The sequence below is a fragment of the Allobosea sp. BE125 genome (assembly GCF_031456075.1).
Classification (GTDB): Bacteria; Pseudomonadota; Alphaproteobacteria; order Rhizobiales; family Beijerinckiaceae; genus Allobosea.
On record NZ_JAVDTY010000001.1, the window covers coordinates 622,961 to 635,743 of the forward strand.

At 65.5% G+C, this 12,783-nt stretch carries 11 protein-coding genes; 4 read left to right on the plus strand and 7 right to left on the minus strand.

Going from position 1 to position 12,783, the window contains the following annotated elements; translation table 11 throughout:
* Window positions 1–54: 54 nt before the first annotated feature.
* The 4 genes from J2Y55_RS02865 to J2Y55_RS02880 all read left to right on the plus strand — a co-directional run bounded on the left by J2Y55_RS02865 (window position 55) and on the right by J2Y55_RS02880 (window position 3,006).
* Window positions 55–864, plus strand: coding sequence for a transporter substrate-binding domain-containing protein (locus J2Y55_RS02865; RefSeq protein WP_310147396.1), 810 nt, complete (start codon window positions 55–57; stop codon window positions 862–864).
* Window positions 865–927: 63 nt separating this feature from the next.
* Window positions 928–1,602 carry an amino acid ABC transporter permease gene (locus J2Y55_RS02870; protein WP_310147398.1) on the plus strand — a complete coding sequence of 225 codons (675 nt, stop codon included), beginning with the start codon at window positions 928–930 and terminating at the stop codon, window positions 1,600–1,602.
* Window positions 1,602–2,297 carry an amino acid ABC transporter permease gene (locus J2Y55_RS02875; protein WP_310147400.1) on the plus strand — a complete coding sequence of 232 codons (696 nt, stop codon included), beginning with the start codon at window positions 1,602–1,604 and terminating at the stop codon, window positions 2,295–2,297. The genes J2Y55_RS02870 and J2Y55_RS02875 overlap by 1 nt, the downstream gene beginning before the upstream one ends.
* Window positions 2,269–3,006 (plus strand): amino acid ABC transporter ATP-binding protein, encoded by a 738-nt coding sequence (locus tag J2Y55_RS02880; protein ID WP_310147402.1) that lies wholly within the window; start codon window positions 2,269–2,271, stop codon window positions 3,004–3,006. The genes J2Y55_RS02875 and J2Y55_RS02880 overlap by 29 nt, the downstream gene beginning before the upstream one ends.
* A 42-nt stretch (window positions 3,007–3,048) precedes the next feature.
* Here J2Y55_RS02880 and J2Y55_RS02885 read toward each other — a convergent pair whose 3' ends face one another.
* From J2Y55_RS02885 to J2Y55_RS02915, 7 genes are all read right to left on the minus strand, one after another.
* The gene (locus tag J2Y55_RS02885; protein WP_310147404.1) at window positions 3,049–3,726 is read right to left on the minus strand and encodes a GntR family transcriptional regulator; all 678 of its coding nucleotides are present in this window, start codon (window positions 3,724–3,726) and stop codon (window positions 3,049–3,051) included.
* Window positions 3,723–5,156: a dihydropyrimidinase gene (gene hydA, locus J2Y55_RS02890; RefSeq protein WP_310147406.1), complete on the minus strand. Its 1,434-nt coding sequence runs from the start codon at window positions 5,154–5,156 to the stop codon at window positions 3,723–3,725. The genes J2Y55_RS02885 and hydA overlap by 4 nt, the downstream gene beginning before the upstream one ends.
* 491 nt (window positions 5,157–5,647) lie before the next feature.
* A complete protein-coding gene (locus J2Y55_RS02895) occupies window positions 5,648–6,934 on the minus strand; it encodes a Zn-dependent hydrolase (RefSeq protein WP_310147408.1) in 1,287 nt (428 codons plus the stop codon).
* 66 nt (window positions 6,935–7,000) lie between these two features.
* The gene (locus J2Y55_RS02900; RefSeq protein ID WP_310147410.1) at window positions 7,001–8,395 is read right to left on the minus strand and encodes an amidohydrolase family protein; all 1,395 of its coding nucleotides are present in this window, start codon (window positions 8,393–8,395) and stop codon (window positions 7,001–7,003) included.
* Window positions 8,396–8,533: 138 nt separating this feature from the next.
* Window positions 8,534–10,117, minus strand: a complete 1,584-nt coding sequence (locus J2Y55_RS02905; protein ID WP_404978819.1) for an ABC transporter substrate-binding protein — start codon at window positions 10,115–10,117, stop codon at window positions 8,534–8,536.
* Window positions 10,118–10,325: 208 nt separating this feature from the next.
* Window positions 10,326–11,225: a LysR family transcriptional regulator gene (locus J2Y55_RS02910; protein WP_310147413.1), complete on the minus strand. Its 900-nt coding sequence runs from the start codon at window positions 11,223–11,225 to the stop codon at window positions 10,326–10,328.
* Between the two features lie 87 nt (window positions 11,226–11,312).
* Window positions 11,313–12,743, minus strand: coding sequence for an amidohydrolase family protein (locus J2Y55_RS02915; RefSeq protein WP_310147415.1), 1,431 nt, complete (start codon window positions 12,741–12,743; stop codon window positions 11,313–11,315).
* Between the last annotated feature and the right edge of the window lie 40 nt (window positions 12,744–12,783).

Here is a 12,783-nt window from a genome sequence, read left to right on the forward strand (position 1 = left end):
GGCGGCGGCGCTAAATCCTGCCATCGCGCAACGGCTCTTCGGGAGAATGCAAGCATGTTGAAGAAGTTGCTCGCCGCCGGCGCTGTCGCCATCGGCTTGACGGGCCTGGCCGCCCCGGCTTCGGTCGCGGCACGGACGCTGGACGAGATCATCAAATCAGGCGCGATCCGCGTCGGCGTGAACCCGACCTTGCCGCCACTCGGCAAGTTCGACGACAAGAACGAGATCGTCGGCTTCGACGTCGATTTCGCCGCCGAGATCGCCAAGACGCTCGGCGTCAAGCTGGAGGTGGTTCAGACCGGCTCGCCGGACCGCATCCCCTTCGTGGTGTCCGGCAAGATCGACTTCGTGATGGGCGCGATGACGCGCAATCCCGAGCGCGCGAAGGTCATCGACTTCACCGTTCCGGTCCATACCGAGGTGCTCGGCGTGCTGACCACCAAGGACAAGCCCTTCACCGACTGGAAGCAGTTCAACGAGCCGTCCGTCACCTTCGTGCAGGTGCGCGGTTCGACGCCGGTCAAGTTCATCGAGGACAACCTCAAGAACGCCAAGGTCACCCTGCTCGACAATTACCCTGACGCGGTGCGCGCGCTGGCGCAGGGTCGCGGCACGGCCATGATCGACGTGATCGATTTCATGGGCGAGCACATGGCCAAGCACAAGGTCGAGTGGAAGGTCGTCGAGACGCCGATCGACATCTATTATTGCGGACTTGGCGTCTCCAAGGCCTCGACCGGCCTGAAGGACTGGCTCAACGTGGCGATCTTCGAATTGCACCGTCGCGGCAAGACCGACGAGATTTGGAAGAAGTGGTTCGGCATGGACATGATCAAGCCGGTTGGCGCCACGCCCTATTTCTGATCGCGGACAAAGCCTGTCCGGCCGGGGTCCTGCATCCCGGCCGGATCAGCCATTCGGAGCGCAATGAGCTACACGCTGCAATACGGCCAGATCTGGCCCTACCTTCCGCGCCTGTTCGACGGGGCGTGGATCGCGTTGCAGATCGCGGTCCTCGCCTTCTGCGGCGGGCTCGCCATCGGGACGGCCTGCGCGGCGGTGAAGTCCTTCGGGCCGCGCTGGCTCAGCCGCATCGTCAACCTCTATGTCGTGTTCTTCACCAACACCCCGCAGCTCGTGCAGATCTACTTCCTCTATTTCGCGCTGCCTGACATGGGCGTGCTGCTGTCCTCGTACGCTGCCGTGCTCATCGGCATGACGCTGAATGCCGGAGCCTATCTCACCGAAATCCAGCGTGCGGGCTTCGAGAGCCGGCGTGTCTCCGAGATGGAGGCGGCCGAGGTGCTCGGTTTCTCGCGGCTCCAGCAAATTCGCTACGTGATCCTGCCGCATATGGCGCGCGTCCTGTTTCCGCCGCTGTCGAACCACTTCATCATCATGACGCTGGGGACCTCGATGGCAGCCGTCTTCGGCGTCGAGGAATTGACCGGCCAGGCCTTCAACATCAATTCGCAGACGTTCCGGTCGATCGAGATATTCTCGGTCACGGCGCTGTTTTATGTCGCGCTGACGCTTGCGGCGTCCGTGCTGCTTGCCGCCATCGGCCGCTATGCCTTCCGGGCTCGCACGGGGCTGATCTGATGCTGTCGCAGATCATCGAGGAGTGGCCGCGCTTCGCGACCTATTACAACCTCGTCTTCATCGCCAAGGCGGCCCTGACGACGCTGGCCCTTTCGGCGCTCGGCTGTGTCGTCGGCTCGCTGCTCGGGCTTGTCCTGGCCGTGACGCGCCTCACTCATGGCCCGGCTCTGCTGCCGTTGCGCCTGCTTGCCATCGGCTTCACCGAGCTGTTCCGGCGCGTTCCCTTCCTGGTCACGCTGATGCTGTGCTTCTTTGCCTTCCAGGCGACCGGAGCCGATGTGCCGCTCTTCGTCGTCGCGGCGGTGACCGTGACATTGATCGCCGGCGCCTTCCTGGGCGAGATCGTTCGCGGCGGCCTGAATGCGGTCCATCGCAATCAATGGGAGGCGGCGGCGGCGATGAATTTCAGCCTGACCGAAACCATCCGCTATGTGGCGCTGCCGCAGGCCTGGCGCCTCATCCTGCCGCCCGCCTTCGGCTTCTTCGTGATGTTCATCAAGGACACGGCGCTGGCCTCGCAGATTGGCGTGGTGGAGCTCACCTTCGTCGGCAAGGTCCTCAACAACAAAGGCTTTTCGGCTGCGCTCAGCTTCGGCGCGATCCTTATCGTCTATTTCGCAATTTCCTATCCGCTGGCCCGGTTCGGCGCCAGGCTGGAGGCCAGACTTGCACCATCTCGACATCGCGGGGCTTGACGCCCATTACGGCAAATTGCCCGTGCTCTCCGGCATCGACCTGACGGTCGGCCGGGGCGACATCATCGGGCTGATCGGGCCGTCAGGCTCCGGCAAGAGCACGATCCTGCGCGTGCTGATGGGGCTGCTGCCGCCGTCGGGCGGCGCCGTCAAACTCGACGGCGAACCCGTGAACTACGCCGATCAGGCGGCGCTGCGCCGCCTCCGCGACCGCATCGCCATCGTGTTCCAGCAATACAACCTCTTCCAGAACATGACGGTTCTGGAAAACGTCACCATCGCACCGGTGAAGATCAGGAAGCGGCCGCGCGCCGAGGTCGAGGCGGAGGCCAGGGCCTTGCTGGCCAAGGTCGGCCTGGGCGACAAGCTTACGCGCTATCCCGACGAATTGTCGGGCGGCCAGCAGCAGCGCGTCGCCATCGCCCGCGCGCTGGCGCTGAAACCGGAAATCCTGCTGCTCGACGAGGTGACGGCGGCGCTCGATCCGGAGCTGGTCTCGGAAGTCCTGGACACGATCCGGGTGCTGGCGCGGGAGGGCATGACCATGCTGATCGTCTCCCATGAAATGGCCTTCATCCGCGAAGTCGCCTCGAAGGTCGTCTTCATGGCCGATGGCCGCGTCGTCGAGACCGGCTCGCCCGCGCAGATATTCGATGCGCCGCAACATCAGCGCACGCGCGATTTCGTCTCGAAGATCCTGCGTCACTGAGCCACCTGCCGCCCGTTGCCCGCGTTTGGCGCGGGCGCAGACTCAGCGCACGTTGTCGAGCGCCGACTTGCCGAGGCTGCGGATATGGTTCTGCACCGCCCGGCGCGCCGCCTTGTGATCCTCATGCTCCAGCGCCTCGACAATCGCGAGATGCTCGGTGGAATCCGGTTCGAGCCGATCGGCCAGGCGCGCGATCTCGAACAGCCGCGTCGTGACCCGTAGCTTCCGGATCAACTCGGCGAGCACATCATTGCCGCAGTGGCGGGCGAACAGCTCGTGCAGATTATCATCGGACGCCCAATGCGCATCGGTATGATAGGGCACTGTCGTCCGGAGCTGATTGATCTCCAGCTTGACCTTGACCATCTCGCCCGCCGGAATCCGGCCGGCCGCCAGCGACGCCGCCTCCGGCTCGAGAAACTCCCGGCATTTCAGGCTCTGCAGATATTCGCCGAGATCGACATTGCGCACCAGATAGGAACGCCCGGTTCCCTTGATGACGAGCCCTTCGCCTTCCAGCCGCTGCAAGGCCTCGCGCAAGGGGGTGCGTGAGATGCCGAGGCTGTCGGCCAGACGCGCCTCGACGATCATCTCGCCGCCGCGCAGATGGCGGCGGCGGACCATCTCCGAAATCGCGTTATAGGCGAGGTTCGACAAATTGAAGCCGCCGGCCCGGACGATTTCCGTCTCCCCGGCCTCCGCTTGATCGACGTCATTCATGATTGGGCCGCGCCCTCGAAACCGCGCTTCGCATAGGGTGAGCGTGCGCGTGACAAGTGAATGCCATGCCCCTTCCGGCCGACGAGAGCGCCGTCCTCGACCACGACGCGGCCACGGACCATGGTGAGAACCGGCCAGCCGATGATCTCGCGTCCTTCATAGGGCGTGTAATCGGCGCCATCCTGGATCAGATCATGGGTCAGCGTGACGCGCTTCCCGGGATCCCAGATCGCGATATCGGCGTCAGTGCCGACGGCGATCGTACCCTTGCGGGGATAGAGCCCGTAGGTCTTTGCAGGATTGGCCGCCGTGACCGCGACGAAGGTCTCGAGATCGATCCGCCCCTTCGAGACACCTTCTGAAAACAGGATCGGCAACCGCGCGCCGACGCCCGGAATACCGTTGGGCACCCAGCGGAAGCTCGTCTTGCCCTTGGGCACGAGCTTGCCGTGCGGATCGTCATAGCGGAACGGGCAGTGATCGGAGGAGAAGATCGTGAAGGCGCCGTTGCGCAGGCCCTCCCAGCACGCGTCCTGGCTGGCCGTATCGCGCGGTGGCGGCGAGCAGACATATTTCGCGCCCTCCATGCCGAGCCCGTCGAGATCCTTCTCGGTGAGGACGAGATACTGCGTGCAGGTCTCGCCGAGCACGGTCAGGCCTTTGTCCTTGGCCCAGCGGATCTGCTCCATCGCCTCGCGGTTCGAGACATGCACGATCATCACCGGCACGTCGACGAGCTCGGCAAGCGAGATCGCGCGGTGCGTCGCCTCGCGCTCGACCGCGATGGGGCGCGACGTCGCGTGATATTTCGGCGCGATCCGTCCCCCGCGCTCGAGCTGTTCGGTCATGAAGCGAATGGCATCGTAATTCTCGGCATGGACCATGACGAGCGCGCCGGTCTCGCGCGCGACCGACATCACGTCGAGAATCTGGCGATCGTTCAGGGCAAGCCCCTCATAGGTCATGAAGATCTTGAACGAGGTGTAGCCATCCTCGACCAGCGCCGGCAGCTCCTGGCCGAGAAGCTGCTCGCTCGGATCGGAGATGATCATGTGGAAGCTGACATCGACATGGCATTCGCCATCGGCCTTGGCATGATAGGCCTTCAGCGTCTCGCGCATGGAGCAGCCCTTCTCCTGCAAGGCGAAGGGCATGATGGTGGTGGTGCCGCCCAGCGCCGCGGAGCGCGTGCCGCTCTCGAAATCATCGGCCATCACGATGCCTTCGCCGGAGGGTTGCGCGATATGGACATGCGCATCGATCCCGCCCGGCAGCACGAGCTTGCCTGTGGCGTCGATCACCTGCACGGCCTCGCCGAGCCCTTCGCCCAACGCCACGACCCGTCCGTCCCGAATGCCGACGTCGCACATGATGCGGTCCGCCGCCGTGATCACCGTGCCGCCGCGGATGATGGTGTCGTAACTTGCCATGCTCGTTTCATTCCCACTTGCCGAGAGCGGAATTGTATACAAACTGCACGCAAAAGGAAGGTTGCATTCTGCCCGCTGCGGCCTTTTGACCAGGCCGGACGGCGTCATTGCAAGCGACCTCGAGACTCCGTCAGCGAAGCCTACGGAAAATAGAACCAGGCGAGCAGATCATTCAGTGCAGCCCAGGCGCCCACAACGAGCGATATCCAGATGGGGCGCCAGCCTGAAGCAGTCGAGCAGACGCTTAGAGGCCGTTTGGAACCTCCAGCCCTCATCCTGAGGAGGCGCGCAGCGGCGTCTCGAAGGATGCTCCAGAGAGTTCGGGAGCCTCCGGGAGCATCCTTCGAGACTAAGCTCCTGCGGAGCGCTCCTCAGGATGAGGGCTCGCGGAGTTTCCAAACGAGCGCTTGGTGTCGCGTCTGTCCGGCTGCGGATCGCCAACAGCCTGGGATGACGCGGCTGCCCTGGCGCGGCCGGGATCGTGCCTGTCTTCAGGCGGCCTGATCCGCGACCCAGCTCGTCAGCACGGCGCAGGCGTCGAGGAAATCGTCGATCTCCATCGCTTCATGCGGGTTGTGGCTGCCGTTTTCGTTGCGCACGAAGATCATGCCGACGGGGACGCCTGCTGCCGCGAAGGCTGCCGCATCATGCGAGGCCGGGCTTCCCATCATCGTGCCCGGCAGGCCCAGGCTCTGCGCCGCCGCCTGGAGCTGGGACGCGATCGCAGGGTCGACCATGCCGACACTGGCGGAAGCCCGCGGGCCCAGGGCGAAGCTGACATTCCGTCGCGCCTCGATCTCGCTGATGATCGCCAGCATGCGCTCCTCGAGATGCGACAGCACGGCGGGGTCATAGGCGCGCACATCGAGGCTGAAATCGAAGACGCCGGGCACCGTGGTCAAACCATGCATGCTGGGATCGGTGTGGAAGCGGCCGAAAGTGATGGCGAGCGGGATGCCGGCGGCCTCCTGCTCCGCCCAGAGCCGGTCGAGCGCCATTGCCAGCTCCGCGCCGGCCATCGCGGCGTCGCGGCGGAAGCGGCGCGGCGTGCCGACATGGTCGTGACGTCCATTGATGCGCGCGTTGGGATAGCGGAAATTGCCGGGGATGCCGCTGCAGATGGCGAGCGGCAGGCCGGCTTCGACCAGGCTTGGAGCCTGCTCGATATGGACTTCGAGGAAGGCGCGGATCGTTGCGGGATCGAGCTCCCTGCGGCCTTGCCGGAGCGCCTCGATATCGCCGCCGCATGCGGCGATATGGCTGGCGAGATCGCGCCCGGTGTCGATCCTTTTCGCGTCGAGGGCGCCATTGGGCAGCGTGCCCAGCGCCGAGCGGCTGCCGATATAGGAAACCTCGAACCAGACGCTCTCTTCGGCGCGCACGCCCATCACGGTGATGTCGCAGCGCGGGCGCAGTCCCAGCGCCTTCATGGCGGCGATGACCGTCAGCCCCGCCACGACGCCGGCCGCGCCGTCGAAATTGCCGCCATGGGGCACGCTGTCGAGATGCGAGCCGAGCAGGATGCGCGGCGCGCCCTGCTCGCTGCCCGGCCAGGTCAGATAGGTATTGGCGGCGGCGTCGCGACGGATCTGCAGCCCTTCATTCGCGCCATGCCTGGCGATGAGCGCATGCGCGAAATTCTCGCCCGCGCCATAGGTGTCGCGCATGATGCCGGGCTCAGCCTGGCTGCCTTCGGCCAGGCGGTCGAACAGGCTTTCGACGACCGGGCGCTGGGCGGCGATCGCTGTCCGGATGGCTTCGGGAGAGATGGGCTTCATGGGCATTGTCCGGCTTGCGTCTAGTCGTGTTTGGGCCTGATCGTATTTGGCGGTGAGGGATGTCGCTCACGCGTCGAGCCAGCGCAATTCACCTTGCGGCGGCGCGATGTCGGGATTGTTGGCGATCATCCGCTCCCAGACACGCTGGGTGACGGCCTGGGCTTCGTCGAGCAAGGCCTGTTCGTCGAGCGTCAGCACCTTGCGGTCGCGCATCACGAATTCGCCGTCGACAATGACGGAATGGACGATGCCGGGATGGCCGTAATGCACGAGATTGGAGACCAGGCGGATCAGCGGCCGCATCACCGGCTGGTTGAGGTCGATGAGGGTGAGATCGGCCTTCTTGCCGGCTTCCAGCGAACCGATCTGGTCCTGCGCACCGACTGAGCGGGCGCCGTTGCGCGTGATCATGTCGAGCATGTCCTGCGGCTGCGGATCGAGGCCGCCTTCGGTGTCGCGGCCGCGCCCGCCGCGATGCAGGATCAGGCCGATCTTGAGGGCATGGAACAGATCCTCGGTCATGTTGTCGGTGCCGAGCGCGATGTTGACGCCGGCGTCGCGGATCAGGCCGATGGCGACGGTGTGCGGGCCCTTGCGCGAGGAGTTGGCCGGGTTGTGTGCCATCTGCACGCCGCGCTCGGCGAGCAGCGCAATGTCGGCGGGCGTGCAATAGGTCCAGTGGGCGCAGGTCAGGTCCGGGCCTAGGAAGCCCTCGCGATCGAGATAGCCGGCAGGCGTCAGGCCATGCGCGGCCTTGACGGCTGCGACCTCGCCCGGGCTCTGCGCCAGATGGCAGGTGCGGGTGAGGCCGTGCTGCTCGGCCATCTCCTTGAGCCTGCGCAGCATGGCGGGCGAGCAATTGTCGGGGGCATGGGCCGCGATCTGGCAGTTGACGCGGCCGTTGCGGGCGCCGTTCCAATCCTCGATCAGCGCCTGCGTGCGGTCGAGGAAGCCCTGTCCGAAGGCCTCGTCGATGCCGTATTCGCCGAAGCGGATTTTTCGCGTGTCGATATCGGCGCAGCTTTCCGAAAGCCAGAGCCTCAAGCCGGTATCGGCCATCGCCCCGGCATAGGAGGGAACGTGGCGGAACGGGTCGACCAGCGTCGTCGCGCCGCTGCGGATCGCCTCCAGGCAGCCGAGCGAGGCCATCACCGCCCGCTCATGGTCGCTCATCGTATAGGAGACCGGCGACATGTAGCGGTAGATGATCTCGCCATCCCAATCCTCGACCGTGCCGCGCAGCGCGGTCAGGACGGTGTGGGTATGGGCGTTGATGAAGCCCGGCAGCACGGCGAGCCCGCGCCCGGAGATGCGCTCGCAATCCGGATAGGCCTGCTCCAGCGCTGCCGTCTCGCCGATCGCGGCGATGCGGTCGCCGGTGATGGCGATCGCGCCGCGCTCGATGACGCGCCGCTCGTCGTCGCAGGTGACGACAGTGGTGTCCGTGATCAGCAGGTTCATCGCGCGCATCCCATCAGGCCGGGCCAGATCACGTTGCATTCGGACGACGCCCTCCGAATGCAACGTGATCTATTCTAAAAGCTTAGAGCATTGCTTATGCGAAAAACCGGTATCCACTTTTTCGCGCAATGCTCTAGGTCAGCTCCGCTTCACATTCCAGAACACGGCGGTGCCGTTCATGATGCCGCTGAGGTCGGTGCGGAAGAGGGTCGGCTGCTTGTACTGGCCGATCGGGTAATAGGGCACCTCCTCGAAGGCGGTCTTCTGGATCTCGTCGCAGATGCGCTTCTGCCCGGCATCGTCGCCGGTCGAAAGCCATTGCGTGCGCAGCGCTTCGATCTTCGGACTGGAGACCCAGCCGGGGAAGGCGCCGTCGCCGCGCAAGGTTGAATGCACCAGCGGGTTGAGCCAGTCCATGCCTTGCCAGTTGCCGACAAATGCGTTCCAGCCACCCTGGTCGGCCGGGCCCTTGTTGACGCGGCGCTTGAGCACAGAGCCGAAATCGAGCGCGGTGTATTCGACATTCATGCCCGCCTGTTTCATCACATCGGCGGCGATGTCGCCGAGCGGCTTCTGCGCCAGCGAATCGGCCGGCACCAGCAGAACAACCTTCTCCCCGGCATAGCCCGCCGCCTTGAGGTCGCGCTTGACCTTGTCGTAGTCGCGCGGACCGCGGAAGACATCGAGACCGACCTCGCTGCCCATCGGCGTGCCCGGCGTGAAATAGCCGAGCGGGTTGTGCCGGAAGGCGGGGTCGTCGCCCGCAACCGCGATCATGAAGGCCTCCTGGTCGATCGCGCCGAGCAGAGCGCGGCGGATCGCCGGATTGTCGAAGGGCGGCTGCAGATGGTTGACCCGCATCTGGCAGGTGAAGCCGAGCGGATCGAGCACGGCGGTGCGGACGGATTTGCTGCGGGCGACGATGGGCAGCAGATCGTGCGGCATCGCCTCCTGCCAGTCCTGCTCGCCGGCTTGCACGGCGGAGGTGCCGGTCGCGGCATCTGGCATGGTCGTCCATTCCACGCGGTCGAAATTCACGATCTTGGGGCCCGACGTCCAGTCCGGCGTGCCGCCCTCGCGCGGCTTGTAGCCGGCGAAGCGCTCATAGACGTTGCGCGCGCCGGGCACCCGCTCATCGGCCTTGTAGCGGAGGGGGCCCGAGCCGATCACCTCGGGAATGAGCTTGAACGGATCGGTGTTGGCGAGCCGCTCCGGCATCATGAAGCAGACCGGTGCCGAGACCTTGCCGAGCGCATAGGGCAGGTAAGGGAAGGGCGCCTTGAGGCGGAAGCGGATCGTCCTGTCGTCGGGCGCGGAGAGTTCGTCCGTCGCCTGCATCAGGGCGTCGCCGGCGGCATCCCGCTTGGCCCAGCGCTTGATGCTGGCGACGCAGTCGCGCGCCGTGACCTTTTCGCCGTCATGCCAGGCGAGGCCGTCGCGTAGCGTCAGGTTCCAGAGCTTGCCGTCGTTCTCGACCGTGTGGCCCTCGACCATCTGCGGCGAGATTTCGAGCCTGGTGTTCATGCCGTAGAGCGTGTCGAAGACCATGAAGCCATGGGTGCGGGAGACCTGGGCGGTCGCGTAGATCGGGTCGGTGAAGGCGAGGTCGATCACCGGGATGAATTTCAGCGTCGTCGCCGACGCGGCCCGCACCAGAGCTGGGCGCGAGACGAGGCCCGTTGCGGCCGTGCCTGCGAGGAAGTGGCGACGATTCAGCATTATGGGTCTCATCAATCATGGCGGCATGGGCGCAAGCCATGCCTGCGCGAACGCGGTGATGCGGATCGCCGGGAGCCGACGCGGCAGGGACTGTGGAACGCCCGGCGCTGCCGGGATGATGTGCGTACCGAGACAGTGGGGCAGGTGCCCTGGCCGGGCAATGCCCGCGCCTATGCTTTATTCGGGGCCGCCATTTGCCGGGCGAATACCGTCAGGCGAGCTTGCCCGCGACCTCGCCGACAACCACGCGCACCTCGCGCAGGAAGGCTTCGGCGGCGCGCGACAAGGGCCGCTTGCGCGAGCTCACCACGGAGGCTGAAACCTGCACGGCGGGCTCGAAGGCCCGGATGGCGAGGTTGTAATGGCCGCTGAACAGCGGCGACAGAGGATCGACCACAGCGACGCCGACGCCATTCTCGGCGAGCACGCAGGCCGTGTTGCAGTAGCGGACCTCGACGGCGAAATTGAAGGGCTCTCCCGCCTCGGTGAAGGCCTGTCGCACGATGGTGCCCATCCTGCTGCCGCGTTCGAGCGCGATGAAGGGCACGCTCCTGAGATCGCTGGGGTAGATCGTATTCCTCTCGGCGAGCGGGTGGTCGGGCCGCATCACGCAGACCATCCGCTCGGAGAAGAACACTTCGGCGTTGAGCGCGCGGTTTTCGTTCAGCCCCATGACGAAGCCGAGCTCGGCGACGCCGTTCTCGACGCTGTCGATGACGTTCTCGAAGCGGCGCACATCGAAGAACACCCGCATCTTCGGCCGCTTGGCGAGGAAGCTGCCGAGCGCGCGGGGGATGACGCTGTAGCCGAGCGGCGGCGTGGCGATGAGCCGGACATGCCCGGCCCGGTTTTCCTTCAGGTCCTGGACCTTGGCTTCCAGGGCGGCATGCATCTGGAAGATCGGATCGGAGTCCTGGTAGATCGCCCGCGCCTCGGCGGTCGGGAACAGCCGGTTGTTGACCCGCTCGAACAGCGGGAAGCCGACCTGGCCTTCCAGATGCTTGATCGCGTTGCTGACGGCGGGTTGGGACAGGCCCAATTCCTGGGCGGCCCTCACCGTCGTCTCGCATCGCATGACGGCGCGCAACAGCTCGATCTGACGCAGGTTCATATTCTTGCTCTGAATAGTGTCGGGGTGACCCTATTTCAGGAGCAAATCATATGCCAGCTCGGTTGTGGGGTCGCGGCGGGGCGCCGCTCACGTCCAGCGCAGGCTGGGCGGGGAGAGTTCATCGACCGAACGGCCGGCCCAATCCAGCGAGGAGGCTTTCGCCAGCGCGCGTCGCTGGGCCTCTTCCAGCCCGGCCGATGCCGCCTGGTAGTCCATGGTCAGGACCTTGCCGTCTTGCACAATTTGTCGGCCGGCGACGAAGACATGGGCGACCGCGCGCTCGGCGGCGGCGTTGATCAGGCTCTTCAGCGGGTCGCGCGTCGGGCGCATCATCGGATGCGTCAGGTCGACCATGACGAGATCGGCCTGGGCACCTGTCGCGAGACGGCCGATATCGCTGCGTCCGAGCAGCTTTGCGCCACCCAGCGTCGCGGCGCGGAAGACCTGGCCGGTGCTGACGACGGCATGACTTTCGCCGGTGATGCGGGCATAGACACCGGCGTGGCGCAGTTCTTCCAGCATGTTGTGGGGGAAGGTGTCGGTGCCGATGCCGATATTGACGCCGGCGGACAGATAGCGGCCGAGATCGCGCAGCGTGAAACCGCGTCGGCCGAAGACTGTCGGGCAATGCGCGACCGAGGTGCCGGTTTCGGCGAGGCGCCCCAGGTCGGTGCGGGTCGGCCAGCGCACCCAGGGATGTTCGTCGAGGAAGATGGCATGGGCGATCGAGGCGTTCGGGCCGAGAAAGCCGACGCTGTCGAGCCACTGGATCGGCGAGAGCCCGCTGCGGCGCACCATCTCCTGAAACTCGCTGATCGACTGTCCCGCATGGGTCTGGATCGGGATGTTGCGCTCGGCCGCGCCGGCGATCGAGGCGCGGAACAGCTCCTCCGTGCAGGTGTCGATCTGGGCCGGGCAGGCGATGCCCGACAGCCGCCCGGATTCATGCGCCAGGGCCGTGTCGATGATCCGGAAGGCCTCCTCCATCGCCTTGCGCCCGGCGGCATCGTCGAGCTCGTATTCGACCGTATAGCCATTGCGGGTGAACCAGCGGCCGTTGCGGTACATCGGCGCCATGACCATGCGCAGGCCCGAGGCCGCGGCGCGGTCGAGCCAGCCATCGCTGGGGAAGGAGAGGTCGACCAGCGTGGTGACGCCCGACATCAGCAATTCCGACCAGGCGACATGGTTGAGATGCGGGATGCCCTCAGTATCGGCGCGGAACAGCCAGAGGAATTCGTAGAGCGAGGAATTGTAGAGCTTCGGGCTGCCGACCTCGTCGGTCATGCCCTTGTTGCCGGGCTCGCTCGACGGGTGCGAATGGATATCGACGAGCCCCGGCATGACCATGAAGCCGCGCCCGTCGATCTCGCGATCGACCGGGCCGCCCCAACCCTCGCCGAGATGCAGGATGCCGCTCTCGTCGAAGACGACGTCGCAGTCGCGGCGATAGACGTGGTCGTCGTTGGCGGCGTCATAGGCGATGACGACATCGGCGCGGGAGATGCGGGTGGTCATGAGATCCAGTCCGTGGAGGCGGGGAAACAAAAGGATCGAG